This window comes from Micromonospora sp. NBC_00362, from assembly GCF_026342155.1.
Lineage (GTDB): Bacteria > Actinomycetota > Actinomycetes > Mycobacteriales > Micromonosporaceae > Micromonospora > Micromonospora hortensis.
The window spans coordinates 6,052,430-6,077,193 of record NZ_JAPENH010000001.1; the positions used below are offsets into that span (position 1 = coordinate 6,052,430).

General features: G+C 70.7%; 23 protein-coding genes and 1 pseudogene. 18 read left to right on the forward strand and 6 right to left on the reverse strand.

Annotated elements, in window-relative coordinates; all coding sequences use genetic code 11:
• Positions 1–21 precede the first annotated feature (21 nt).
• Positions 22–522 (reverse strand): roadblock/LC7 domain-containing protein, encoded by a 501-nt coding sequence (locus OG992_RS27995; RefSeq protein WP_266304703.1) that lies wholly within the window; start codon positions 520–522, stop codon positions 22–24.
• Between the two features lie 253 nt (positions 523–775).
• Here OG992_RS27995 and OG992_RS28000 point away from each other — a divergent pair, with 253 nt between their 5' ends.
• The 3 genes from OG992_RS28000 to OG992_RS28010 are packed head-to-tail and all read left to right on the forward strand — an operon-like array spanning position 776 to position 3,307.
• Positions 776–1,129 carry a VOC family protein gene (locus tag OG992_RS28000; RefSeq protein ID WP_238687112.1) on the forward strand — a complete coding sequence of 118 codons (354 nt, stop codon included), beginning with the start codon at positions 776–778 and terminating at the stop codon, positions 1,127–1,129.
• Positions 1,130–1,171: 42 nt separating this feature from the next.
• On the forward strand, positions 1,172–2,443 hold the full coding sequence (locus OG992_RS28005; protein WP_238687113.1) for a deoxyguanosinetriphosphate triphosphohydrolase: 1,272 nt from the start codon (positions 1,172–1,174) through the stop codon (positions 2,441–2,443).
• A gap of 15 nt (positions 2,444–2,458) precedes the next feature.
• Positions 2,459–3,307: a siderophore-interacting protein gene (locus OG992_RS28010; RefSeq protein ID WP_266304704.1), complete on the forward strand. Its 849-nt coding sequence runs from the start codon at positions 2,459–2,461 to the stop codon at positions 3,305–3,307.
• A gap of 7 nt (positions 3,308–3,314) precedes the next feature.
• On the opposite strand, the gene OG992_RS28015 is transcribed toward OG992_RS28010, so the two are convergent.
• A complete protein-coding gene (locus OG992_RS28015) occupies positions 3,315–4,520 on the reverse strand; it encodes a low temperature requirement protein A (protein WP_266304705.1) in 1,206 nt (401 codons plus the stop codon).
• Between the two features lie 113 nt (positions 4,521–4,633).
• Between OG992_RS28015 and dnaG the strand changes: the two are divergent.
• Both dnaG and OG992_RS28025 read left to right on the forward strand, forming a co-directional pair.
• A pseudogene (gene dnaG / locus OG992_RS28020) lies at positions 4,634–6,536 on the forward strand (DNA primase).
• Positions 6,537–7,073 (forward strand): hypothetical protein, encoded by a 537-nt coding sequence (locus OG992_RS28025; protein WP_238687116.1) that lies wholly within the window; start codon positions 6,537–6,539, stop codon positions 7,071–7,073.
• Between the two features lie 9 nt (positions 7,074–7,082).
• Here the strand turns inward: OG992_RS28025 and OG992_RS28030 are convergent, their stop codons facing one another.
• Positions 7,083–8,102 carry a TAXI family TRAP transporter solute-binding subunit gene (locus OG992_RS28030; protein ID WP_238687117.1) on the reverse strand — a complete coding sequence of 340 codons (1,020 nt, stop codon included), beginning with the start codon at positions 8,100–8,102 and terminating at the stop codon, positions 7,083–7,085.
• Positions 8,099–10,399, reverse strand: a complete 2,301-nt coding sequence (locus OG992_RS28035; RefSeq protein WP_266304706.1) for a TRAP transporter fused permease subunit — start codon at positions 10,397–10,399, stop codon at positions 8,099–8,101. The genes OG992_RS28030 and OG992_RS28035 overlap by 4 nt, the downstream gene beginning before the upstream one ends.
• Positions 10,400–10,579: 180 nt before the next feature.
• On the opposite strand from OG992_RS28035, the gene OG992_RS28040 reads away from it, so the two are divergent.
• Together OG992_RS28040 and OG992_RS28045 are read left to right on the forward strand one after the other, a co-directional pair.
• Complete coding sequence (locus OG992_RS28040) at positions 10,580–11,512, forward strand: ABC transporter ATP-binding protein (protein ID WP_266304707.1); 933 nt, start codon at positions 10,580–10,582, stop codon at positions 11,510–11,512.
• Between the two features lie 142 nt (positions 11,513–11,654).
• Positions 11,655–12,194, forward strand: coding sequence for a hypothetical protein (locus OG992_RS28045; protein ID WP_266304708.1), 540 nt, complete (start codon positions 11,655–11,657; stop codon positions 12,192–12,194).
• Positions 12,195–12,216: 22 nt separating this feature from the next.
• On the opposite strand, the gene OG992_RS28050 is transcribed toward OG992_RS28045, so the two are convergent.
• On the reverse strand, positions 12,217–12,432 hold the full coding sequence (locus OG992_RS28050; protein ID WP_266304709.1) for a flavin reductase: 216 nt from the start codon (positions 12,430–12,432) through the stop codon (positions 12,217–12,219).
• Positions 12,433–12,720: 288 nt separating this feature from the next.
• On the opposite strand from OG992_RS28050, the gene OG992_RS28055 reads away from it, so the two are divergent.
• The 6 genes from OG992_RS28055 (at position 12,721) to OG992_RS28080 (ending at position 17,238) form a co-directional block, all read left to right on the forward strand.
• Complete coding sequence (locus OG992_RS28055; RefSeq protein ID WP_266304710.1) at positions 12,721–13,509, forward strand: helix-turn-helix transcriptional regulator; 789 nt, start codon at positions 12,721–12,723, stop codon at positions 13,507–13,509.
• Positions 13,500–13,691 carry a DUF397 domain-containing protein gene (locus OG992_RS28060; protein WP_266304711.1) on the forward strand — a complete coding sequence of 64 codons (192 nt, stop codon included), beginning with the start codon at positions 13,500–13,502 and terminating at the stop codon, positions 13,689–13,691. The genes OG992_RS28055 and OG992_RS28060 overlap by 10 nt, the downstream gene beginning before the upstream one ends.
• 48 nt (positions 13,692–13,739) lie before the next feature.
• Positions 13,740–14,504, forward strand: coding sequence for a hypothetical protein (locus tag OG992_RS28065; RefSeq protein ID WP_266304712.1), 765 nt, complete (start codon positions 13,740–13,742; stop codon positions 14,502–14,504).
• Positions 14,501–15,289: an ABC transporter permease gene (locus OG992_RS28070; RefSeq protein WP_266304713.1), complete on the forward strand. Its 789-nt coding sequence runs from the start codon at positions 14,501–14,503 to the stop codon at positions 15,287–15,289. The genes OG992_RS28065 and OG992_RS28070 overlap by 4 nt, the downstream gene beginning before the upstream one ends.
• A 52-nt stretch (positions 15,290–15,341) precedes the next feature.
• Complete coding sequence (locus OG992_RS28075) at positions 15,342–16,151, forward strand: ABC transporter permease (RefSeq protein WP_266304714.1); 810 nt, start codon at positions 15,342–15,344, stop codon at positions 16,149–16,151.
• Positions 16,152–16,215: 64 nt separating this feature from the next.
• Positions 16,216–17,238, forward strand: coding sequence for a YihY/virulence factor BrkB family protein (locus OG992_RS28080; RefSeq protein ID WP_266304715.1), 1,023 nt, complete (start codon positions 16,216–16,218; stop codon positions 17,236–17,238).
• A gap of 72 nt (positions 17,239–17,310) precedes the next feature.
• Here OG992_RS28080 and OG992_RS28085 read toward each other — a convergent pair whose 3' ends face one another.
• Entirely contained in the window at positions 17,311–17,784 is a 474-nt protein-coding gene (locus OG992_RS28085) for a hypothetical protein (protein ID WP_238686897.1), read from the reverse strand.
• 533 nt (positions 17,785–18,317) lie between these two features.
• Between OG992_RS28085 and OG992_RS28090 the strand changes: the two genes are divergently transcribed.
• The 5 genes from OG992_RS28090 (at position 18,318) to OG992_RS28110 (ending at position 24,643) form a co-directional block, all read left to right on the forward strand.
• Entirely contained in the window at positions 18,318–19,496 is a 1,179-nt protein-coding gene (locus OG992_RS28090; RefSeq protein ID WP_238686898.1) for an ROK family protein, read from the forward strand.
• Between the two features lie 133 nt (positions 19,497–19,629).
• On the forward strand, positions 19,630–21,138 hold the full coding sequence (locus OG992_RS28095; RefSeq protein ID WP_238686947.1) for a sugar ABC transporter ATP-binding protein: 1,509 nt from the start codon (positions 19,630–19,632) through the stop codon (positions 21,136–21,138).
• Positions 21,135–22,262, forward strand: coding sequence for an ABC transporter permease (locus tag OG992_RS28100; RefSeq protein ID WP_091408995.1), 1,128 nt, complete (start codon positions 21,135–21,137; stop codon positions 22,260–22,262). The genes OG992_RS28095 and OG992_RS28100 overlap by 4 nt, the downstream gene beginning before the upstream one ends.
• Positions 22,263–22,360: 98 nt before the next feature.
• Entirely contained in the window at positions 22,361–23,413 is a 1,053-nt protein-coding gene (locus OG992_RS28105; protein WP_238686900.1) for a substrate-binding domain-containing protein, read from the forward strand.
• Between the two features lie 21 nt (positions 23,414–23,434).
• On the forward strand, positions 23,435–24,643 hold the full coding sequence (locus OG992_RS28110) for a Gfo/Idh/MocA family protein (protein ID WP_238686901.1): 1,209 nt from the start codon (positions 23,435–23,437) through the stop codon (positions 24,641–24,643).
• Positions 24,644–24,764: the final 121 nt, after the last annotated feature.

Below are 24,764 nucleotides of genomic sequence, written 5' to 3' on the forward strand. Positions count from 1 at the left end.
TCACCCGGCCGCCGCCGGCGCTCAGATCGGCGGACGACGCCAGGTGGGTCGGGACGAGCGGCGTAACTGCGCCGGCAGGGTCGCCATCGGGGTCCGCGTGGCCAGCGGGGCGTGCGCGTCCGGTACGGGGGTCGCGCCGATGCCTCCGCCGCGAACGTCCAGGAACGACCCGGCGCGGCGGGCCACCGCTCGCGCCTCCTCGTGCAGCGCCTCCAGGTCGCCCGCCGCCGACATGGTGACGAGGGTCAGCAGGGCGCTGCGCCCGGCCGGATAGGTGACCACGCAGCCTGCTGTGGTGCACACGACCGACTCCCGGAACTCACCCTGCCGGACGGTGTCGGCCACCCGGTGCCCCAGCCCGAAACTCGCGGCGGCGAGCGCGGCGAGATGGGTGGCGTCGGTGCTGGGCAGGTCACTGGAGATGAGCAGGCCGTCGGTGCCCGCGAGCACCGTGCCGGCGATGTCGGGTCGGCGCTGGCGCAGCAGCCGAAGCTCCGTTCCCATCACCGTGTCTGCGTCCACGAGCGTTACCCCTCACCGGTCGGCTCTGCGTGTCAGTCGGCTGGTTACGTTCCGCGCTGGGAACGCTACCGCTGGCGACTTCCGGCCGCGAGCCCGTAACCCTCGGCGATCGGTCGGCAACTGGGGGCCAATCGGTGGTTGTGTGCCCTTCATCGATGCGTCGTGAGCCTGTCGAGCAGTGGTGGCGGGCGTAATCTTGGCTCGCTCGCACACGGCCGATTGGGCGCCGCGTCGAACGGGAAGAGGTGACTGCATGACCAGTGTCTGGGAGAGCCTGACTGTGGACGCCCGCGATCCGGCCCGACTGGCCCGTTGGTGGGCCGAGGCGCTCGGCTATCAGGTCGTCACCGAGACTCCGAGCGGCGTGGAGATCCGCCAGTCCCCGGACCAGGTGCCCGCCCTGTTCTTCGGCCCGGTGAGCGAGGGCAAGGAGCGCAAGAACCGGCTGCACCTCGACCTGCGCCCCGCCAATCAGGAGGCTGAGGTCGAGCGCCTGGTCGACATGGGCGCCCGGCACGTCGACATCGGTCAGGGCGACGTCGAGTGGACGGTGCTGGCCGACCCCGAGGGCAACGAGTTCTGCGTGCTGCGTGAGCGCGAGGAGTGAGCCGGTCTTGCGAGCCCCGCAGTCGCGAACAACGGCTGTTGCGTGAGCGCGAGGACTGAGCCGGGGGCGGCGGATGCGCGGTTGGTCGACGAGCCGCCCAAGGACACCGGACATCGCCGGTCGCCGTACGAGCGCGACCGGGCCCGGGTGCTGCACTCGGCGGCGTTTCGCCGGCTGGCCACAAAGACCCAGGTGCACACCGCCGGCACTGACGACTTCCTGCGTACGCGGCTGACCCACTCGTTGGAGGTGGCCCAGATCGCCCGGGAGATGGGTGCCCGGCTGGGCTGCGACCCGGACGTGGTGGACGTCGCGGGGCTCGCGCACGACCTCGGGCACCCGCCGTTCGGGCACAACGGCGAGGCTGCGCTGGACCTGCTCGCCACGCCATGCGGCGGCTTCGAGGGCAACGCGCAGACCCTGCGGGTGTTGACCCGCCTGGAGGCGAAGGTGCTCGCCCCGGACGGGTCGTCCGCCGGGCTGAACCTGACCCGGGCGTCGCTGGACGCGATCGGCAAGTACCCCTGGGCGCGCCGGCCGGGGGAGCGCAAGTTCGGGGTGTACGCCGACGACGCGGCCGTCTTCGACTGGATCCGTGCCGGCGCGCCCGGCGACCGGCGCTGCCTGGAGGCCCAGGTGATGGACTGGGCCGACGACGTCGCGTACTCGGTGCACGACGTGGAGGACGGCATCCACGGCGGCTATGTCACGTTGCACCCGCTGCTCACCGACGCCGACGAGCGGGCCGCGCTTTGCGCCGACGTGGCCGCCGCCTATTCCGGGGAGTCCGCGACGGACCTGGCCGAGGTGCTCGTCGACCTGCTGGCCGGTCCGCTGCTCGCCCCGTTCACCGGGTACGACGGCAGCCATCGCGCGCAGGTCGCGTTGAAGGCCACCACCAGCGGGGTGACCGGGCTGTTCGTGTCCGCGGCGGTGGCGGCGACGGAGGAGCGCTTCGGGCCGGGCCCGCACCGCCGCTACGCCGCCGACCTGGTGGTGCCCCGACTGGTACGGGCGCAGTGCGCGCTGCTCAAGGGCATCGCGCTGCGGTACGTGATGCGTCGCAGTGGCTTCCGGGGCCGCTACGAGCGGCAGCGGACGATGCTGGCGGAGGTGGTCGCGGCGCTGGTCCGGCGTGCACCGGAAGGGCTCGACCCGATCTTCGCCCCGCTGTGGCGGGCCGCCCCCGACGACAGGGCCAGACTCCGGGTGGTGATCGACCAGGTGGCCTCGCTCACCGACCCGGCGGCGGTGACCTGGCACACCCGCCTGGTCGGCAAGGGGACACCCCCGACCGACCGCGAGCCAGCTTAGGCTAACCTAACTGGCATGACGGAACGCTCCAGGAACGTCACAACGGCCCAGGTGCTGCGCACCGAGCGGCCCACCCCGCACCTGATCCGGCTCGTCCTCGGTGGGGACGAACTGGTCGGCCTGCCGGTGGGCGAGTTCACCGACCACTACATCAAGGTGGTGTTCCCTCAGTCGGGGGTCGCGTACCCGCAGCCGTTGGACCTCGCCGCGATCCGCCGGGACCTGCCCCGGGAGCAGTGGCCCCGGCTGCGCGCGTACACGGTGCGGCGCTGGGATCCGCTGGCCGGGGAGCTGACCGTCGACGTGGTACACCACGGCGACGAGGGGTTGGCCGGCCCGTGGGCCGCCGCGCTGCGTCCCGGCGATCCGGTGCACTTCGTCGGCCCCGGCGGCGCGTACGCCCCGAACCCGGACGCGGACTGGCACCTGCTGGTCGGTGACGAGAGCGCCCTGCCGGCGATCGCCGCCGCGCTGGAGCGCCTCCCGCTGGGCGCCCCGGCCCACGTCTTCGTGGAGATCGCCGACCCGGCGGAGGAGCAGAAGCTACTCAGCCCCGGGGCGGTCGAGCTGACCTGGTTGCATCGCGGCGACCGCCCGGTGGGCGAGGCGCTGGTCGAGGCGGTGCGGGCGTTGGACTTCCCGGCCGGCCAGGTGCACGCGTTCGTGCACGGCGAGGCCGCCTTCGTCCGGGAGCTGCGCCGGCTGCTGCGCCGCGAGCGGGGAATTCCCCTCGACCGGCTCTCCATCTCCGGCTACTGGCGGCGCGGCATGGACGACGAGGGCTGGCGCTCCACCAAGGCCGACTGGAACCAGCAGGTGGCGGCCGAGGAGACGGCCATCCCGGAGCCCGCCGCGGCGGCCTGAGCGCCGCTCACCCCTCGGGTGTGTGGTTTGCCTCGCCGGCCTTGGCCAGTCGCCGGCTGACCAGGACGGCGTACCCGACGACCGCCAGGGAGAGCAGCGACAGCATCAGTCTCGGTTGGTGCACCGTCGCGGTGATCAGCGAGACCGAGACCACCCCGTAGACGGCGATCGCCAACCGGGCGCCGCTCGGCCGTGTCCACAGCCAGTACAGGGCAAGACCACATAGCGTCCAGATCACCATCGATGCGCCCAGCAGCAGCCGCAGCTCCAGCGGCAGGTGGTTCGCGTTGTCGTCGACCAGCCGGACCACCTGCCCGAGCGACCAGCCGAGCAGCAGCAGCGCACCGCCCAGCGGAATGTGCAGGTAGGTGTACGCCTGCCCGCCGCGCAGCCGGCTCTGGAGCAGCCGGGTGGTGACGAAGGTGGTGTAGACCCACCAGACCGCCGCCGGGATCAGGAAGGCCAACGCGGCGGTGAGGATCATGTGGGGCGGGGGGTGGTCCGGCACGGCGAAGAGCAGGCTGGCCAGCGCGCTACCCAGCACGATGATCGTGAACTGGCCGATCCGTTCCGGCAGGTGCCTGTTGTCCACCGGCCAGCGGTTGAGCCAGCGCACCCCGACCCAGGGCGTGGCCAGCTCGATGACCATCGCGACGATCCACAGGACCGGGCGCAGCTCGGTGGGCACTGTCAGCGACACCAGCCAGATCAACCAGCCCGACCCGAAGCCGATCAGGTAGACAGTCGTCACCATCCGGGCCTTCGCGCTGGTCGGCCAGGCACGCAGGTACAGCAGGAGCAGCACACCCCGCACGATCAGGTACCCGACCGGCAGGAGCACGCTCTCCGGGACCTCGTCGACCCCGAGGGTCATCGCGCCCGCGCCGACCAACGCGACAAGCACCAGCAGCCGGTGCAACGCGTCGTCCGGATCGAACCGGGTGTCGTAGTACACCTGCCCCATCCAGGCCCACTGGATCACCACGAAGAGCCCGATCACGGCCAGCACCGCCCTCGGCGACGGGGCCGGTTCGTTGCCCAGCCGGGTCACCACCGCCGCCAGCGCGTACACGAAGATGAGGTCGAGGAAGAGTTCCAGCCAGGTGGCGTGCCGGTGGCCGGCCTCGTCCGTCTGCGGGGTCTGCCCGGGTAGCCCCATCCGAGCGGCCAGCCATCTCGGCAGGCGGGGGGCTTCGGTCCGTACCCGGCGCATCTGGTCATGGTCCCCGTGCGGACCCGGCCTGCGGGCCGGAACCGCCCAGCCGGCAGCGGTCGCCGCCACACCGGCGTCCCCCGGCCGGCGTGTCGTCCGTCGGGCAGGGCAGGATGTACGGCGAGGGGGTGGCGCATGGCTGGGCGGATCCGGGACGAGGACATCGCACTGGTCCGGGAACGCACCTCGATCGGGGATGTGATCTCCGAGACGGTCACCCTGAAGTCCGCCGGCGGCGGCAACCTCAAGGGTCTGTGCCCGTTCCACGACGAGAAGAGTCCGTCGTTCAACGTGTCCCCGGCCCGCAACGTCTGGTACTGCTTCGGCTGCGGGGCCGGCGGGGACGCGATCAAGTTCCTGATGGACGCCGACCACCTCAGCTTCGTGGAGTCCGTCGAGCGGCTGGCCGGCCGCGCCGGCATCCAACTGCGCTACATCGAGGACGACAAGGGCACCCCGCGCCCCCGCCCGCAGCAGGGTCAGCGGCAGCGACTGGTCGCCGCGCACGCCGCAGCCGTCGAGTTCTACAGCGCGCAACTGAGCACCGCCGGCGCCCGGCCGGCACGGGAGTTCCTGGCGCGACGGGGCTTCGACAGGGCCGCCGCCGAGCGCTACGGCTGTGGTTTCGCGCCGGAGGGTTGGGACCCGCTCACCAAGCACCTGCGCCAGCAGGGCTTCACCCACCAGGAGTTGGTCACCGCCGGGCTGTCCCGGGAGTCCCGTTCCGGCACCCTGATCGACCGGTTCCGTCGCCGGCTGCTCTGGCCGATCCGCGACCTCGCCGGTGACGTGATCGGCTTCGGTGCGCGCAAGCTCTTCGACGACGACGACGGCCCGAAGTACCTGAACACCCCCGAAACGCCGATCTACAAGAAGTCGCACGTGCTCTACGGCATCGACCAGGCCAAGCGGGAGATCGCCAAGCAGGGTCGGGCGGTGATCGTCGAGGGTTACACCGATGTGATGGCCTGTCACCTGGCCGGGGTGACCACGGCGGTGGCGACCTGCGGCACTGCCTTCGCCGCGGACCACATCTCCGTCCTGCGTCGGCTCCTGTTCGACAGCGACGAGGTGGCCGGCGAGATCATCTTCACCTTCGACGGTGACGCCGCCGGGCAGAAGGCCGCGCTGCGCGCCTTCGAAGACGACCAGCGCTTCGTCGGGCGCACGTTCATCGCGGTCAGCCCGGACAACATGGACCCGTGCGACCTGCGGCTGGCCAAGGGCGACCTGGCGGTGCGTGACCTGGTCGCCCGCCGCGAGCCGCTCGTCGACTTCGCGCTGCGACACGTGATCAGCCGCTTCGACCTGGACACCGTCGACGGCCGGGTCGAGGCGATGCGCCACGCCGCGCCGCTGGTCGCGCGACTGAAGGACCGGGAGAAGCGCCCGGAGTACGTCCGCAAGCTGGCCATGGACCTCGGCATGGAGATCGAGCCGGTGCAGCGGGCGGTGCTCGCCGCCGCCAACACCCCGCCGCCCAGCGCCCGCGACGCCGCCCCCGCAGCCCGGCCAACCTCGGCCCGTCCCGAGCCGGCGGTGGACAGCCCGCAGTCGATGGTCGAGCGGGAGGCGCTCAAACTCGCCCTCCAGCAACCGGTCCTGGCCGGGCCGATGTTCGACGCGGTCGAGGCCACCGAATACCGCCACCCGGTGCACGTCGCGGTCCGTACTGCCATCGCGGCGGCCGGTGGTGCCGCGTCGGCGACCGGCGGCGCGGTCTGGATCGAGTCGGTCCGCGACGCCTGCGACGACCTGGCGGCCGCGGCGCTGGTCGGTGAGTTGGCAGTCGAACCACTGCGGATCGACGGTGAACCGGACCCGCGCTACGTGTCGATCACCATGGCCCGCGTGCAGTTCGGGTCGGTGACCGCCCGGGTCCGGGACCTCAAGTCACGCATCCAGCGGATCAACCCGGTCAACAACAAGGACGAGTACTTCGCCGCCTTCGGTGAGCTGCTGTCCCTGGAGCAGCACGCCCGAGCGTTGCGCGAGCAGGCCGCGGGAGGCCTCTAGATGGGACTGTTCAGCCGCAAGCCGAAGCTGCCGCCGGCCGACCGGCCGCCGCTGACCGCCGACGAGCGGGTGTTGGCCTGGGCCGCCGCCGGCAACGGCGAGGGCGACGGGGTGGTGGTCGCCACCAACCTCGGGTTGTGGTTGCCCGGTCGAGGGCACCGGTTCGGGTGGCACACCATCCTCAAGGCGGTCTGGTCCGGCCGGGAGCTGACGGTCACCCCCGCCGAGCCGCTCGTCGAGCGGGACGGCTACGCGGTGGTCGCCGACGGTCCGGCCGAGACGTACCTGCTGCTCGACCCGGGGGAGTTGCCGCACCAGGTGCGGGCCCGGGTGACCCGTTCGGTCGCGTACACCGAGCACCAGCCGGTGCCCGGCGGCGCGGCGCGCGTCGCGGCCCGGCGCGTGGCCGGGGTCGACGGTCTGACCTGGACGGTCCGACTCGACCCCGGCACTCCGGCGGACGACGAGGCGCTGCTCGCCGAGATCGACCGGCTGGTCGGTGTGGCCCGCGCCGCCACCGCGCCGGCCGACGTCTGACCGGCCGGGTCAGTTCGCGCCGAGGTCCTTGAGCGCCTTCTCGGCGCCGCGGTGCAGCGGCACCGGGTCGGTCTTGCGGGCGGTCTCCAGCGAGATGCCCCGGGCCGCCGGGTTCGCCTGGGCCAGCGTGTCCCGCTTGTCGAAGACCGTCCGGGTGATCGCGCAGGCGACGTTGGCGTCCAGGTCCTTGCGGACCAACAACACGTTGGGTACGACGATCGTCGGGGTGTCGGTTGCCGTCCGGTACGCGTCCCGGCCGATCGTCCCGGCCTGGTAGGCGGGGCTCAACGCTGTCATCTTCGGCAGCAACGGCGAGATGTCGACGAACTTCACCGAGTCGCCGGCAGTGGTGAACAGGTCGGTGAGGCCCCCGGTGGGCAGACCGCCGGACCAGAAGAAGCCGTCGACGCTGCCGTCCTTGATCCCCTCGACGGTCTTGGTCAGGTCCAGTCGCTGCGCCCGGATGTCAGTTGCCGGGTCGAGGCCGGCGGCCTCCAACAGCCGGTTGGCGATCACCTCGGTGCCGGACTTCGGTGAGCCGGTGGAGATCCGCTTGCCCCGCATGTCGGCCACCGAGGTGATCCCGGAGTCGTTGCGGACCACCACCTGGGTGTAGTTGTCGTAGATGCGGCTCAGCGCCTGCACCGGCTGCGGCGCGGTGAAGCTGCCCTTGCCCTGCACCGCGTTGACCGCCGTGTCGAACAGCGAGAACGCCACGTCGTACTGGCCACCGACCAGTTGCTCGACGTTCTGCACCGAGGCGCCGGTCTCGGCGGCGGTGCCGGTGAGCTTGCCGCCGGTCGCCCCGGACAACTGCCCGGCCAGGGCGTTGCCGACCACGTAGTAGACGCCTGTCGCGTTGCCGGTGGCGATGCCGACGCGGGTCTCCTTCGTCACCTCGCAGGTGACCTCGCTGGCCGTGTCGTCTTTTGCCGCGCCGCCCTGCTGACCTCCGCAACCCGCGGCACCGACCGTGACGAGGGCGAGCACGCTCAGGCCGGCCGCGAGCCGTACGTCGATTCGTCTCACAGTTGTTCCTCCACAGGATTGGCTGGTGATCCGGACGATGACCGGTTGGCGGCGCCGCGTCGGATGAACACGCCCGCCGCCGCGACGACGGCCAGCGCCACGCCGACAGTGACCGGCACGGGTTCGAGCCAGAGCAGAATCACGCCGGCGAGGGCACCCAGGACCCGTTCCGGGGCGCCGGCCGGGCCCACGCCGGGCAGCCAGCCACCGGCGGCGACGGCGAGCACCGCCACGCTGAGCGCTGTGACTGCGGCGGCGAAGGCGATCCGCTGGACGCCGCCGATGCCGAGCAGACCGAGCCCGGCCGGCGTGATGACGAACGCGATCGGGGTCAGGTACGCCGGCAGCGCGTACCGCAGGGTCTGCCACATGGTCGGCACCAGCCGGCCGCCGGTGACCGCCGCGGCGGCCACCGCGGCGAGCGCTGTCGGCGGGGACACCTCGGACAGCACCGCGAAGTAGAAGACGAACATCGCCGCCGCCGGCGCGGTGACACCCAGGTCGAGCAGGGCCGGACCGACGATCACCCAACCGATCACGAACGACGCGGTGACCGGCACGGCCAGGCCCAGCAGGCTGAGCGCGACGGCGGCGAGCAGCGCGGTGAGCACCAGCACCAGCGTCGGGTCCGACGTGGCCGCCTGCGCCCCACCGATCAGCAACGCCGCCGCCTGCGGCCCGAGACCGGTCTTCGTCGTGGTCGCTGTGATGATGCCGGCGGCGGCGCAGACAGCGGTGACGGCGAGGACGCCTCGTACGCCGGTGACGAGCGCTGTCACCAGCCGGCCCGGGGTGAGTCGGTGCGCGCGGTCCTCGTTCTTGGGAGCCAGGAACGACAACGCGACGGTGAGCACGATGGCGAAGACGACAGCCCTCGTCGCTGACACACCGATCGCGAGGAACACGATGATGGCGATCAGCGAGGCGAAGTGGTAGCCGAACCGGGCCAGCAGCCGCCACGGCGAGCCGACGTCGATCACCACGGGGCGTACGCCGGAGCGGCGGGCGTCGATCTCCACGGCGAGCAGGATGCCGAGGTAGTAGAGCACAGTCGGTACCGTTGCCCAGCCCAGCACCTGGAGGTACGAGACGCCCAGGTACTCGGCGATGATGAACGCCGCCGCGCCCAGAGTCGGCGGGGAGAGGATGGCGCCCACCCCGGCCGCGGCCAGCATGCCGCCGGCCCGCTCCGGCGGATAGCCGGCGCGGCGCAGCAGCGGCCAGGTGACCGCGCCGATGCTCACCGTCGTCGCCGCGCCGGAGCCGGAGACGGTGCCGAGCAGGAAACCCGAGGCCACCGCCGTCCGGCCGGCGGCGGTGCGCGAACGTCGGAACGCCGCGGCCGACAGCTCGACGAAGAACCGCCCGGCCCCGGACAACTCCAGCACCGCGCCGTAGATGGTGAACAGCACGATGTACGAGGCGGCCACGTCGAGTGGCGTGCCGTAGAAGCCGCTGTCGGAGTTGTAGAACGCGTCGACAAGCTGACTGAAGTCGAGCCCGGCGTGCGCTACCGGCCAGGACTGCGGCAACAACCCGCCGTAGTAGCCGTAGCCCAGGAACAGCAGGCAGACCGCGGGCAGGATCCAACCGGTGGTCCGTCGACACGCTTCGAGCAGCAGGAGCAGCAGGACGGTGCCCAGCACCAGATCCGTCGGCGCCAGCAGGCCCTGCCGGTCGAGGAACGCGTTGTAGCCGCCGCCACCGCTGCCGATTTGGATCGGCAGGACCGGGTAGAGACAGGCCGCGACCGCCAGGACGACCAGGACCCAGTCGGTCACCGTGGGCCCCGACGACGACAGTGCCGGGATCCGCCTGTCGCTGCCGGTGGCGTCGGCGCGGTTGGTGCGTCGTCGACGGGCGCGCAGGCGGGCCGGTAGCCGCAGGTCGGCCGGGTAGGCGAGGAAGACCAACGGGAGTACGCCGGCCAGGAAGATGATCAGGTAGTACTTGCTGCCCTGCGACAGAGGGCGGAACACCTGCCACAGGGCGAGGGCACCGACCGCCAGCGCCGCCATGGTGAGGAGCCGACCTGCCGGCCCGGAGAGCACCCGTCCCGGTTTCTCGTCCTCGAACTGGGCGGCCAGGTCCCGAGTCGCCCGCTCGGCGACGCTCGGGTCGGGCGTGCCCGGGTCGGGCGTGCCCGGGTCGGGCTTACTCGCGCCGGGCTCTGTCGGCTCGGCTTCCGGTCGTGGCCGGGGTGGCCCGCCGTCGGGGCTCGCTGCGGACCCACCGGCGGGAGAGTTGGCTGGTAGGGCAGGTGAAGGCGAACCATCGGGCGAGCTGATGGGCGACACAAAAGGACGATACACGTCGATTGGCTGACGGGTGGGGCATCGATCGGCGTTTCGCCGCCCGTGGTTGGGGCGACCGGAGGGTCGCGGGCGTGGTCGCCCTGCGCGGTGCGCGTCGCAGGTCCTGGCACGTCCAGCGTATTTGCGTGGAGGGCTGTCGGACTCGGCGGTTAGGGTCGGGCGGTGACTTCGGAGCGACCACTGATTCAGGCTCGCGGGCTGGTGAAGCGGTTCGGCGATTTCACCGCCGTGGACGGCATCGACGTCGAGGTTCGCCAGGGTGAGGCGTTCGGCTTCCTCGGGCCCAACGGCGCGGGCAAGTCGTCGACCATGCGGATGGTCGGCTGCATCTCCCCACCCAGCGGGGGTGAGCTGCGCATCCTCGACATGGATCCGGTGGCTGACGGGCCGGCGATCCGGGCGCGTCTCGGGGTGTGCCCCCAGCTTGACAATCTCGATCCGGAGTTGACCGTCCGGGAGAACCTGACCGTCTACGCCCGCTACTTCGGCATCTCCCGCCGGGCGGCCCGGGAGCGCGCCGCCGAGCTGCTCGACTTCGTCCAGCTCACCGAGCGGGCCGACAGCAAGGTCGAGCCGCTCTCCGGTGGCATGAAGCGTCGGCTGACCATCGCCCGCGCGCTGGTGAACGATCCGGAGATCGTGCTGCTCGACGAGCCGACCACCGGGCTGGACCCGCAGGCCCGGCACCTGGTGTGGGAGCGGCTGTTCCGGCTCAAGCAGCAGGGCGTCACGTTGGTGCTCACCACGCACTACATGGACGAGGCCGAGCAGCTCTGTGACCGTCTGGTGGTGATGGACAGCGGCCGGATCGTCGCGGAGGGCTCGCCCCGGGCGCTGATCGAGCAGCACTCGACCCGTGAGGTGGTCGAGTTGCGCTTCGCCGCCGAGTCGCAGGAACCGTTCGCCGGCAAGCTCGACGGGCTGGGGGAGCGGGTCGAGGTGTTGCCCGACCGGGTCCTGCTCTACGTTCCCGACGGCGACGCGGCGGTCGCCGAGGTCACCGCGTTGGGGCTTCAGCCGGCGAACGTGCTGGTCCGGCGCAGCGGCCTGGAGGACGTCTTCCTGCACCTGACCGGCCGCACCCTGGTCGACTGACCGGCCCGAATGATCCACTCGGCTTCCGGAAAGTCGGGGTGACACGGCGAAGTGGACAGTCCGACTTCCTGAAACCCGAGTCGATCAAGCACCAGCCAGGACCGTAGGGTGACGGCGGTCTGTCGTAAACCGGGGGAGTTTCATGTCTGATCTGGTGATCGCCAACCGACGTCAGGCCGGGCTGACCGCCCTCTACCTGGGCATCTTCGCGATGGTCTGGTTCAGTGTGCCGGCGGCGGAGCAACCGCTGCGTGGCCTGCTCGTGGTGGGCAGCATCGTCGCACTGCTCACCGCCGTGCTGGGCGGTGTGCTGTCCTCCCGCCTGCGGGGTGCCGGCAGCCCGCGAGACCGGGCCGCCGACCGCCCGTACCTGCTCATCGTCGTGGCCGAGTTCGCCGCCGCCGGGCTGGGTGCAGCCGTGCTGGTCGCGGCCAACTGGTCCGAGTACGTTCCGGTGCTGGTCTGCCTGGTGGTCGGTCTGCACTTCTTCCCGCTCGCCCCGCTCCTGCGGGATCCGTTGCTTCGCCCGCTCGGTGCCGCGCTCTGCCTGGTGGCGGTGGCGGGCCTCGTCACCGGCCTCGCCTCGGCGGTCTCGGCCGGCCTGGTGGTCGGCATCGGCGCGGGAGTGCTGCTGCTCGCCTACGCCGTGCAGGCGCTGGTCCGCGCGTACCGACCGGCCTGACCGGCTGCCAACGAATCGCCGTTCAACGGGCTCTGGCCCAGGTGATGAATCGGTCGGTCAGTCGGTCGTGACCGGCCTGGCCGGGGAGGTCCCCGGTCGCTTCGTACAGCAACGTGGCGAGGTAGATGAGCAGGCCGATCCGGTCCTCGCGGTACTCGCCCAGCAGCGCCAGGCGGGCCGGCGAGCAGGGCCACGCCGCGCCGCAGACCCGGCAGCGCCAGGATGGGCGTGCCGCCACGTGTGGGCGGTACCGCGGCATCAGAGCCCGCCGCCGTGATGAGCCGACCCTGTCAGTCGCACGAGGGAACCTCCATCGGGTGGGTGGGAGCGCCCCGGATCGGGGGTCACGGGGCGCTCCCGGCCTGGTTCCGCCCGCCGTCTGGATCCCGTGAGCGGTTCCGCTGCGTGACAGTCTGGTGAAGACCCGACTACGGTGGGAGGTTCCGCACGCCGACGACCAGCGCGTACGGCGATCGGCCCGGCACGGTACGGGAATGTACGGAGGGTGTCCGTGGAGAGTTCGTCCATGCTGGAGCACTTCGCCGAGGAGTTGCGACTGGCCCGGGCCGCCAACGGGATGTCACAGGCCGCGCTGGCCGAGGCGTTGAGCTATTCCGGGGCGCTTGTCGCCAAGGTGGAGACATCCGAGCGCCGGCCAAGTCTGGACTTCGCCCGCCGGTGTGACGCGGTGTTCGCAGCCGACGGGCGGTTCGAACGCATCCAGCGGCGGATCAGCCGGGAGGCAGTGGTGCCGTGGTTCCGCGACTGGGCCGGCATCGAGCAGGAAACCACAGCGCTGCGCTCGTTCGAGCCGCTGTGTGTGCCAGGACTCTTGCAGACCGAGGGGTACGCCCGCGCGCTACTGACCGGTGGCGGCTTGTTCGCGGCGGACGAGGTCGAGCAGCAGGTGGCAACCCGGCTGGACCGTCAGAGACTGCTCACCCGAGACCGGCCTCCGCTGCTCACTGCCGTGATCGACGAGCACGTGCTGCGCCGATCTGTCGGTGGGCCGGAAGTCATGCGCGAGCAAGTTCAGCACCTCGTGAAGCTCGGCACGGCGTTCCCGAGGGTCCGAATCCAGGTAGTGCCGACTCCCGCCGGTGCTTACGCTGGGCTCGGAGGGCCGTTCGTGATCGCAAGCTTGTCGCAGGGGGAGGACCTTGTCTACCTCGCTGGACAGCGTCACGGGCAGGTCATCGACCGCGCCGATTACGTCCGTCAGATGGTCGAGGTGTGGGAGTCGATCCGGGGTGAGGCACTATCGCACGGGCAGTCCCTCGATCTCATGGCGGAAGTGGCGGAGACATGGATTTAACCGGTGCCCGGTGGCGCAAGAGCATTCGTAGCGGCCCGGATGGCGGCAACTGCGTGGAGGTTGCCAGCAACCTGCCTGGGCTGGTGGCCGTCCGCGACTCCAAGGACCCGACCGGCCCCGCGCTGGTCTTTCCGCCCGACGCGTGGCGCACGTTCGTGAAGTCCGACGCCGTTGGCCGGTAGATAGCGGCCACGCGTCTAGATCAACTCGGTCTTCAGGAAGTCGGGCCGTTGGGGCGGCTCCGACACCGCGACTTTCAGGAAGCCGAGTCGATCAAGGGCGACGCCGCGACCGGGCGACGCCGCGACCGGGCGACGCCGCGACCGGGCGACGCCGCGACCGGGCGACGCCGCGACCGGGCGACGCCGCGACCGGGCGACGCCGCGACCGGGCGACGCCGCGACCGGGCGACGCCGCGACCGGGCGACGCCGCGACCGGGCGACGCCGCGACCGGGCGACGCCGCGACCGGGCGACGCCGCGACCGGGCGACGCCGCGACCGGGCGACGCCGCGCCCGGGCGCCGCCGCGACCGGGCGACGCCGCGACCGGGCGACGCCGCGACCGGGCGACGCCGCGACCGGGCGACGCCGCGACCGGGCGACGCCGCGACCGGGCGACGCCGCGACCGGGCGACGCCGCGACCGGGCGACGCCGCGACCGGGCGACGCCGCGACCGGGCGACGCCGCGACCGGGCGACGCCGCGACCGGGCGACGCCGCGACCGGGCGACGCCGCGACCGGGCGACGCCGCGACCGGGCGACGCCGCGACCGGGCGACGCCGCGACCGGGCGACGCCGCGACCGGGCGACGCCGCGACCGGGCGACGCCGCGACCGGGCGACGCCGCGACCGGGCGACGCCGCGAAACCAGGGCGGCGCGGGGAAACCGGGGCGACACGTCGGCGGGGTCGTCGTAGGGTGACCGGCGGTCTGTCGTACCCCGGGGGTAGACAGGTCGTGGTGGTCGGCGCGGTGGGCGGGGTGATCGGGTGAGTGTGGCGGGATCGGCGCGGTTCCCATGGGTGCCGGCGTACGCGGTGTTCGAGCACTACCTGGTGGGTCTGCGGCGCACCTGGCGGGCCGGGGTGTTCTCCTCGTTCCTGCTGCCGGTCCTGACCGTCCTCGGCTTTGGGTTCGGCGTCGGCGCCTACATCGACCAGGGCGTCGGTGGGGTGCGTTACCTCGACTGGCTGGTCCCGGGGCTGATCGCCTCGACAGCGCTCCAGGTGACAGTCGGTGACTCGACCTGGCCGGTGTTCAGCAACTTCCAATGGGTCAAGACCTACTTCGCGCAGGGCGCGTCACCGCTGCGGGTCAGTGACATCGTGGCCGGGCACCTGGCCTTCGTGCTGTTCCGGGTGCTCACCACTATCGTGGCGTTCCTGCTGGTCACCGGGCTGTTCGGGGCGTTGCGGTCGCCGTGGGCGGTGGTCACCCTGCCGGTGGTGGCGTTGCTCGGGCTGGCCGTCGCCGCGCCGACCTTCGCGTACGCCGCGTCGGTGTCGAGCGACAACTGGCTCGCGATGCTGTTCCGGTTCGCGGTCATCCCGATGACGCTCTTCGCCGGGGTGTTCTTCCCGGTCGAGTCGTTGCCCGACGCGCTGCGGTGGCTGGCGTACGTGACGCCGTTGTGGCACGGCGTGGACCTGTGCCGCGCGGCCACGCTCGGCGTCGCCCCACAGTGGTCGATCGTCGGGCACCTGCTCTACCTGGCCGCCTGGGCGGTCGCCGGCTGGTTGCTGGCGGTGCGCGCGTTCCGTCGCAAGCTCGTCGTCTGAACAGCGACCCGTCCCCTGAACAGCAACCCGAAGAGCAAGCAGAGAGGGTGCCGTGGTCACGCTGATCCTGCCCCGGCTGGTCGACGTCTCCGCCGCGTCCCGGCGGTCGGCGTCGGTGTTCGAGCGCAACGTCGCGGCGCTGAAGCCGGCCTACTGGCTGCTGCTGCTCTCCGGCTTCGTGGAGCCGCTGCTCTACCTGCTGTCCATCGGGGTGGGCGTCGGCGCGCTGGTCGGCGACCTGCCGTTGCCCGGCGGGCGGCTGGTCTCGTACGCCGAGTTCGTGGCCCCGGCGATGCTCGCCTCCTCGGCGATGACCGGGGCGATCTCGGAGACCACATTCAACTTCTTCGGCAAGATGAAGTACATGAAGCTGTACGACGGGGTGATCGCCACCCCGGTACGGCCGTTCGAGATCGCCGTGGGCGAGTTGGGTTGGGCGATGCTGCGGGGGAGCGCCTACTCGGCGGCGTTCCTCGGTGTGATGGTCGCGCTGGAGTTGACAAGCGTCACCCGCGCGCTGACCGCCTTCCCGGCCGCGGTGCTTGTCGGCTTCGCGTTCGGTGCGCTCGGCATGGCGATCTCCACCTTCATGCGCAGTTGGCAGGATTTCGACCTGATGGCCTCCGCGCAGTTCACGCTCTTCCTCTTCTCCGGCACCTTCGTTCCGGCGCAGGCCTACCCGACAGTGCTGCACTGGCTCGTCGAGGTCACCCCGCTGTACCGGTCGGTGCACCTGATCCGCAGGCTCGCGCTGGGCGGTGATGGCTGGCTCTGGCTGCTCGACGTGATCTACCTGCTGGCGATGATGGCGGTCGGCTTGCTGGTGGCCTCCCGTCGAATGGCGAGGTTGCTCTACAAGTAGGGGTTATCCGCGCCCGTCGACGGGGCATGTCCGGAGGTGACACCGCCGACCAGGAGGAGGGGCGATGGCCTCGGACGAGTCTTCCGCCCAGCGTGAGCGTGATCCGGCCACCACGCCGGTCGGGCCCGACGCGGGCCCGGACAGCCCCACCGACCTGCCCGGCAGTGGCTGGAAGGCGGCGATGCGCCGGACGATCACCGAATTCCAGGACGACAGCCTGACCGACTGGGCGGCGGCACTGACCTACTACGGGGTGCTGTCCATCTTCCCCGGGCTGCTGGTGCTGATCTCCCTGCTCGGCCTGCTCGGCGAGAGCGCCACCGAGGGCGTCAAGGACACCGTCAACCAGGCCGTGCCGAACGACAGCATTCAGCAGATCATCGAGGGCGCGATCAATACCGCCCAGCAGAACGGCGGCCTGGCCAGCATCGCGGCGATCATCGGTCTGGTGGCCGCGTTCTGGTCCGCGTCCGGCTACATCGGTGCGTTCATGCGTGCGTCAAACACGATCTACGACGTGCCGGAAGGCCGGCCGATCTGGAAGACGCTGCCGATCCGGGCCGGTGTGACAGCGGTGATCGGCGTGCTGCTGCTGGTCTGCGCGGTGATCGTGGTCTTCACCGGCCGCCTCGCCGAGTCGGTCGGTGACGTGATCGGGCTCGGCTCGACGGCGGTAGCGGTGTGGGACATCGCGAAGTGGCCGGTGCTGCTGATCCTGGTCAGCCTGATGTTCGCGATCCTCTACTGGGCCTCGCCGAACGCGCGGCACGGCGGCTTCCGCTGGGTCAGCCCGGGCGGGGTGTTGGCCGTGGTGATCTGGCTGGTGATCTCCGGCCTGTTCGCCTTCTACGTGAGCAACTTCGGTTCGTACGACAAGACGTACGGGACCCTGGCCGGGGTGATCATCTTCCTGGTGTGGCTCTGGCTGAGCAACATCGCGATCCTGCTGGGCGCGGAGTTCGACGCCGAGCTGGAGCGTGGCCGCGCCATCTCGGCCGGTCACGCGGTGGACGACGAGCCGTACGTCGAGCTGCGCGACGACCGCAAGCTCAAGAAGAAGCGCAACCAGCGCGGTTCGGTCGGTTGAGGCGACGCGTCAGTGGCTGCCGGACCCGTGCCGGCCCGGCAGCCCCTGACGCGCCTATTGTGGATCCGACCGTCAGCTACAGGCTGTGGTGAGGCACCAGCCGTTTAGCGTGACTACCTGCAGGTCGTTCACCTTGTGCCAACCGGGGTAATATTTGTTACCCACGCTGTCGTAGTAAATGTAACCGCTGGGCACCTGGAATCCGTCGGTGTCCCGGAATTCGTAGTAGTACCTCGAGTCGGATGCGCTGCCCTGGCCAGCCGGCAGCCACATCGTCTTGCTGTTGGTCGGCCAGTTTCCCGAGAGCTTGATGGATCGGCCGAGCCGGTTCTTCACCTCGCCGCAGAAGATCCCCGCGGTGCAGTTCCCGAGGGTGCCGAAGTCACCCTCAGCAGCGCTGGAAGCGGCCTGCCGGACGGGTGCCGCGGCCACAACGGCGACGTCGGAGCTGGTCGAGGACGGCGCCGCCTGGGCTGCCGATGGGGAGAATAGCGCGACGAACGCTACTGCGGACACGGCCGCGACAAAGCGCGTCGGTCGATTCATTGGGGTCCTTCCCGTCGGGGTGTTCGGGCACGCCAGAACGGAAGGTCATCGCGATTGGAGAATTGCGGTGCGCGACTCGCCCCGTAGCTGGCGATGCCCAGGAACGTTAACGACCATGTAGACGACTGTCAACGTCCTTTGCAATTGCGGAGACGGTGGCGCGGACGATTCGGGTGGGCTGCGGACGTCCGTCTCGGTGGCGTAATCGCTGCTTGAGCGCATCGATACCGATTGACACCGATGGTGGGCCGATGGGCGCCGACGCACCTCGGTCGGGAGCGCGTGGAGGTCGGCGTCGCCGCGGTGGGGTCGGGGCGGGCTCACCCGGTCGGTGGGTGCCGGTACGACGACGGTTCACAGCGAAGCCGGCCCATCCCCGCGCAAGCGCGACCGAAACTTCTGTCCGTTTGAGCAAAAGTTAGCGTCGGAACAGCCGAAGCTCTGGACAGGCGATGCGACCGCTCTTACTGTGTCGGACACAACACATCGACATTGCGTCGATGTGAACGCTGCCAAAGTAGAGGGGGACCCGGGTGCGCACCGTCGACCCCCTACACGTGCGCCTGTTGCGGCTGCTCCGCGACGAGGGCGCCGTGTCCCGGGCCGAGCTGGGCGACCGGCTCCAGATGCCGCGTCCGCGCATGCTGGCCGAGCTGGACCGCCTGGTGACGCTGGGTTATGTGGCCGAGGCCGGGCTCGCCGCATCCCGAGGTGGGCGTCGCTCGACTCTCGTCGAGCTGAACCCGAAGCTGCGCTTCGCCGCCGTCGACCTCGGTGCCAGTTCGATGGACGTCGAGGTGGTCAACGGCCGCCTCGAACCGGTGGCCCACTACGCCGAGACTGCCGACATCCGCAACGGCCCGAAGGTGACCCTGCAACGGGTCAACGAACTTCTGCACAAGGCCCGGGTCGACGGCGCGTACGAGCGACTGGACGCGGTCGGCATCGGCGTACCCGGCCCGGTCAGCTTCCGCGACGGCGTTCCGGTGTCACCACCGATCATGCCGGGCTGGGACCGGTTCCCGGTGCGTGAGCTGCTCAGCCGGGAGCACGGCTGCCCGGCGGTGGTCGACAACGACGTCAACATCATGGCGATCGGCGAGCGGCACGGTGGGGTCGCCCACTCGGTGGACGACTTCCTCTTCGTGAAAATCGGCACCGGCATCGGGTGCGGCATCTACCTCACCGGCGAGGTCTACCGGGGCACCGACGGCTGTGCCGGCGACATCGGCCACATCCAGGTCGACTCGCACGGTCCGATGTGCTCCTGCGGCAACGTCGGTTGCCTGGAGGCGCTGTTCAGCGGCGCCGCGCTGGCCAAGGACGCCGCGGCCGCCGCCCGCAGTGGGACGTCGCCGGCGCTGGCCGAACGGCTGGCGCTGCGCGGTGTCGTCACCGCGCTGGACGTCGCCGAGGGCGCTGTCGAGGGCGACGTGACCTGCATCCAGTTGATCCGGGACGGCGGACGGCGCGTCGGCGGAGTGCTCGCCGGCCTGGTCAGCTTCACCAACCCTTCCATGATCGTGATCGGCGGAGGGCTGGCCCAGCTGGGCCACATCCTGCTCGCCGAGATCCGCAGTGTGGTCTACCGCCGGTCACTGCCGCTGGCGACCGGCAACCTTCCCGTCGTCCTGTCCGAGCTGGGCGGCCGCGCCGGTGTCACCGGCGCGGCGGTCCTCGCGAGCGACGTCGCCTTCGGGGAAGCCGCATGAAGCTGTTCGAGATTCCGTCGTGAGCGAGGAGGAGACTGTGGCTCTGCCCGAGGATGACCCCGCCACCGCGTCGGCCGAGGCCGTCGCCGAGGCGCCGCTGGTCGAGGCTCCCGCCGACACCGTCGCGGGCGAGGTGGTCCTGCGCCTCACCGATCTGGTGAAGACCTTCCCCGGCGTACGCGCGCTCGACGGCGTGCAGCTGGAGGTGCGTGCCGGCGAGGTGCACTGCCTGCTCGGGCAGAACGGCGCCGGCAAGTCCACCCTCATCAAGGTGCTCGCCGGGGTGCACCAACCGGATTCCGGGCAGGTGGAGTGGCGCGGTGAGCCGGCCACGTTCGCCAACCCGCAGGCCGCCATGAAGGCGGGCATCGCCACGATCTACCAGGAGCTCGACCTCGTCGAGGATCTGTCGGTGGCGGAGAACGCGTTCCTCGGGCACGAGTACCGCAACTTCGGTTTCGTCCGGCGCGGCCGGATGGCCCGGCACACCCGGCAGATCCTCGGCCGGCTCGGCCACGGTGAGATTCCGCCGGGGCGGATGGTCCGGTCCCTGCCGGCGGCCGGCAAGCAGATCGTCAGCATGGCGCGGGCGCTGTCACACGAGGCCCGACTGATCATCATGGACGAGCCGAGCGCGGTGCTGGCCCACGACGAGGTCGGCAACCTGTTCCGGATCATCCGAGAGCTGACCGCGCAGGGCATCGCCGTCATCTACATCTCCCACCGCTTGGAGGAGATCCGCGAGATCGGCGACCGGGTCACCGTCCTCAAGGACGGCCGGACCACGGCGGCGAACCTGCCGGCGCGCGACACCCCGACCCGCGACCTGGTGAGCCGGATGACCGGCCGCACCATCGAGTACGTCTTCCCGGACCGGCCGACCGACGACACCGCGGGCGCCGACCTGCTCCAGGTGCAGGGGTTGACCCGCACGGGCGAATTCGCCGACGTGTCGCTGAACGTGCGTGCCGGAGAGATCGTGGGCATCGCGGGGCTGGTCGGCTCCGGTCGCTCCGAGCTGCTGGAGACGATCTACGGTGCCCGCCTCCCGGAGGCCGGCACCGTGCAGATGGACGGGAAGGTCCTCCGGCCCGGCGTCGGCGCGGCGGTTCGCGCCGGCATGGGAATGGCCCCGGAGGAACGCAAGAGCCAGGCGCTGCTGCTCGGCGAGCCGATCTACCGCAACGTCACGCTGGCCACCTTCGGCCGGTACGCGCGGCTCGGCTTCACCAACGCCGCCAAGGAACGCGCCGAGGCGGACCGGATCGCGGAGACCCTGGAGCTGCGGCCCCGGGACGTCGACCGGCCGGTACGCACGCTGTCCGGCGGAAACCAGCAGAAGGTGGTGGTCGGGCGTTGGCTGCTCGGCGGCACCAAGTTGCTGCTTCTCGACGAGCCGACCCGGGGCGTGGACGTGGGCGCCCGGGCCGAGCTCTACCAGGTCATCCGGGCATTGGCCGCTCAGGGCGTGGGGGTGCTGCTGGTCTCCAGCGAGGTGCCCGAGGTGCTGGGTCTGGCCGACCGGGTGCTGGTGATGCGGGAAGGGCGGGTCGTCCGCGAAGCCGCGGCCGGCGAACTCGACGAGAACACTGTGCTTGACCTCGTGATGGCGGGGTCCTTGATGGAAGGCGCACCGGCATGAGCGACGCGACTCCCACTCCCACCGCGACACCGGAGCGCCCGCAGCTTCCGGCGCAGTCGCCGCCGGTGGACCCGGCGGAGACGGCGGTGGCCAATAACAAGGCAGGATCCGGGGGCAAGCTCTCCTGGTGGCGCGGTGACGGTGGCGACGGCGCCAAGCGCAACCTCGGTCTGATCGGGGTGCTGGCCGCGCTCATCGTGGTCGGCGCGGTCACCAAGCCCGACCTGTACGGCGACCCGAACTGGGTCTGGAACAACGTCCTGGCCATTCTCCAGTTGGCCTCGGTCGTCGGCGTGGTCACCGTCGGGATGACCTTCGTGATCATCGGTGGCGGCATCGACCTGTCGGTCGGCGCGATCGTCGCACTGGCCGGGGTCTGGTGCACCACAGTGGCCACCCAGAGCTACGGCGCCGGCGGCATGATCTTCGCCGCCCTCGCTGTCGGCATCTGCGTCGGCCTCGTCAACGGTGTGCTCATCTCGTACGGGCGGCTGGTGCCCTTCATCGCGACGCTCGCGATGCTGGTGGCCGCGCGAGGGCTCGCGGCGTCGATCTCCAACAAGCAGACCCAGGTGTCGAGCAGCACCTTCATCAACGACATCGCCGCGCGCAAGGTGATCGGGATCCCGATCCTGGTCTACATCCTCGGCGCTGTCGTGCTGGCCGGTTGGGTGGTGCTCAACCGCACGACCTTCGGCCGGCGGACCATCGCCGTCGGTGGCAACCCGGAGGCGGCCCGGCTGGCGGGCATCAACGTCCGGCGACACACCATGCTGCTCTACGCGCTCTCCGGTCTCTGCTGCGGTATCGCCGCCATCATGCTCACCTCGCAGGCGACCTCGGCGCAGGCGGCGATGGCCAACCTGTACGAGTTGGACGCGATCGCCGCGGCGATCATCGGCGGGACGCTGCTCAGCGGCGGCCGGGGCACGATCGTCGGCTCGCTGCTCGGCGTCATCATCTTCGCCACCATCACGAACCTCTTCGCCATCAACGGCCTCTCCATCGAGGCGCAGAACATGGTCAAGGGCGGCATCATCGTCGCCGCCGTCCTGGTCCAGCAGTTCCAGTTCAAGTCAGTCACTCGGCTCCTCGCGCGGAACAGGGTCACCACCGCAACCTGACGCACCGCACCGTTGTCCTGGCGACGTCGAGAACGTTCGACGCTGGCCGGGCCTCGCACACCCTCAATAGGTCAAATCCCGCTCCCAGGAGGTCATTCATGACCCAGCACAGTCGCGACCTGTCGCGCCGCCGGTTGCTCTTCGGTGGAGCCGCAGTGGGCGCTGCCACCCTTCTCACTGCCTGCACCAGCAACGAGACCCCGGCCGCCAGCACCCAGACCAAGGCCGCCGGAAACACCGAAGGCAACAACGCCCCGGGCAAGAAGGTCGTCATCGGCTTCTCCGCCCCGGCCGCCGACCACGGCTGGATGGGCGCGATCCACGCCAACGCCAAGGCCCAGGCCGCTGCCTACTCGGACGTGGAGTTCAAGGAGGTCGACGGCGGGTCGAACTCCGAGGCCCAGCGCTCCACGCTCGGCACCCTGATCGCCCAGAAGCCGGACATCATCGTCGTGCTGCCGCACGACGGCAAGGAGGTCAACGCCGTTGCCCTCCAGGCGATGCAGGCGGGCATCCCGATCGTGAACCTCGACCGGGCGTTCCCCGACGCGCTGGCCTCGCGGCTGGTCATCAAGGGCGACAACTACGGCATGGGCGTCTCGGCCGGGCACTACATCGGCAAGATCCTCAAGGACAAGGGCGTCGCCAACCCGGTCATCGGTGAGATCGCCGGCCTGGAGATCCCGCTGACCGTCGAGCGCAGCGAGGGGTTCAAGGCCGCCCTGGCGACCTACGGGTTCACGGTGCGGAACCGACGTTCGGCCGAGTTCACCTCGGACAGCGGTCAGCGTGAGGCGTCCCAGCTGCTCCAGGCGCTGCCGAAGATCGACGCCATCTGGAACCACGACGACGACCAGGGCATCGGTGTGCTCGCGGCCATCAAGCAGGCCAACCGGTCGGAGTTCTTCATGGTCGGCGGCGCGGGCTCCAAGCTCGCGATCGACGCCATCAAGGCCGACAACACCGTGCTGAAGGCCACTGTCACCTACAACCCGTCGATGGCCTCCTCGGCGGTCTCGCTCGCGCGGCTCATCGCGCAGGGTCGGGGCCTGGGCGACCTGACGGAGCTGCAGGTGCCCAAGGAAGTGACCCTGGCCTCGGAGACGATCACCAAGGAGAACGCGAGCAGCTACGACAAGCTCGGGTTCTGACATACCGGGGGGAGACCCACCTTGTCCACGACAGACAAAGAACTGCGGGTCGGCATGGTCGGCTACGCGTTCATGGGCGCCGCGCACTCACAGGCGTGGCGCACCGTGAACCGTGTCTTCGACCTGCCGGCGCGGGCCCGGATGGCGTTGATCTGCGGCCGAGACACAGCGAAGGTGGCTGACGCCGCCGACACACTCGGCTGGGACGCGTACACCACCGACTGGCGCGACCTGATCAACCGGGACGACATCGACGTTGTCGACATCTGCACCCCGGGCGACAGTCACGCCGAGATCGCTCTCGCCGCGTTGGCCGCAGGCAAGCACGTTCTGTGCGAAAAGCCATTGGCCAACTCGGTGGAGGAGGCACGGGCGATGACCGCTGCGGCGGACGTCGCCCGGGCCTCCGGAGTGCGATCGATGTGCGGGTTCAACTACCGCCGGGTCCCCGCGGTCACGATGATGCGCCAGTTGGTCGCCGACGGACGGCTCGGGGTGATTCGACACGTCCGTGCGACGTACCTGCAGGACTGGATCGTGGACCCGCAGTTCCCGCTGGTCTGGCGGTTGCAGAAGGACAGGGCGGGCTCCGGCGCGCTCGGTGACATCGGCGCGCACATCATCGACCTGACCCAGTTCGTCACGGGTCAGCGGATCAGCGGCGTCAGCGCGGTCACCGAGACCTTCGTCAAGGAGCGGCCGTTGCCGGCCGAGTCGAGCGGTCTGGCGGCCTCGGTGGACGGCCACACGGCGCCCACCGGGACTGTCACCGTCGACGACGCCGCGGTCTTCGTGGCGCGGCTCGACGGTGGCGCCCTGGCCACGTACGAGGCGAGTCGGTTCGCGACCGGCCGTAAGAACGCGCTGCGCGTCGAGATCAACGGCTCGCTGGGCAGCGTGGTCTTCGACCTGGAGCGACTCAACGAGTTGGAGTTCTACGACGCGACCCGCCCGGCCGTGGAGCAGGGCTTCAGCCGCATCCTGGTGACCGAGGGCGAGCACCCGTACATGTCGGCGTGGTGGCCCCCGGGCCACATCATCGGCTACGAGCACTCGTTCACGCACGAGATGCGCGATTTCATCGAGGCGGTCGCCACCGGTGTCGACCCGACTCCCTCCTTCGCCGACGCGTTGCAGGTCCAGCTGGTGCTGGACGCGGTGGCCCGCTCGGCGGAGCTCGGCTCCTCCTGGGCCGAGGTGGAACCGACGCTGACAGCGGCGGCCGTCTGACCATTGACCATCCGCGACGGCGGTGTTCGCACCGCCATCGCCCGACCGGCTTTCCGAAGTCGACCGGCGAGGGACCAGCCACGGATTGCGCCCCGTGGCCGGGACAGAGGTCGGCTTCGGA

Coding starts and splice junctions, on each gene's coding strand:
- OG992_RS28045 (WP_266304708.1), top strand. CDS start 11,655: ATGTCTGATCTGGTGATCGCCAACCGACGTCAGGCCGGGCTGACCGCC.
- OG992_RS28010 (WP_266304704.1), top strand. CDS start 2,459: ATGACGGAACGCTCCAGGAACGTCACAACGGCCCAGGTGCTGCGCACC.
- OG992_RS28055 (WP_266304710.1), top strand. CDS start 12,721: ATGCTGGAGCACTTCGCCGAGGAGTTGCGACTGGCCCGGGCCGCCAAC.
- OG992_RS28085 (WP_238686897.1), bottom strand. CDS start 17,784: ATGAATCGACCGACGCGCTTTGTCGCGGCCGTGTCCGCAGTAGCGTTC.
- OG992_RS28105 (WP_238686900.1), top strand. CDS start 22,361: ATGACCCAGCACAGTCGCGACCTGTCGCGCCGCCGGTTGCTCTTCGGT.
- OG992_RS28015 (WP_266304705.1), bottom strand. CDS start 4,520: ATGCGCCGGGTACGGACCGAAGCCCCCCGCCTGCCGAGATGGCTGGCC.
- OG992_RS28060 (WP_266304711.1), top strand. CDS start 13,500: ATGGATTTAACCGGTGCCCGGTGGCGCAAGAGCATTCGTAGCGGCCCG.
- OG992_RS28025 (WP_238687116.1), top strand. CDS start 6,537: ATGGGACTGTTCAGCCGCAAGCCGAAGCTGCCGCCGGCCGACCGGCCG.
- OG992_RS28080 (WP_266304715.1), top strand. CDS start 16,216: ATGGCCTCGGACGAGTCTTCCGCCCAGCGTGAGCGTGATCCGGCCACC.
- OG992_RS28000 (WP_238687112.1), top strand. CDS start 776: ATGACCAGTGTCTGGGAGAGCCTGACTGTGGACGCCCGCGATCCGGCC.
- OG992_RS28100 (WP_091408995.1), top strand. CDS start 21,135: ATGAGCGACGCGACTCCCACTCCCACCGCGACACCGGAGCGCCCGCAG.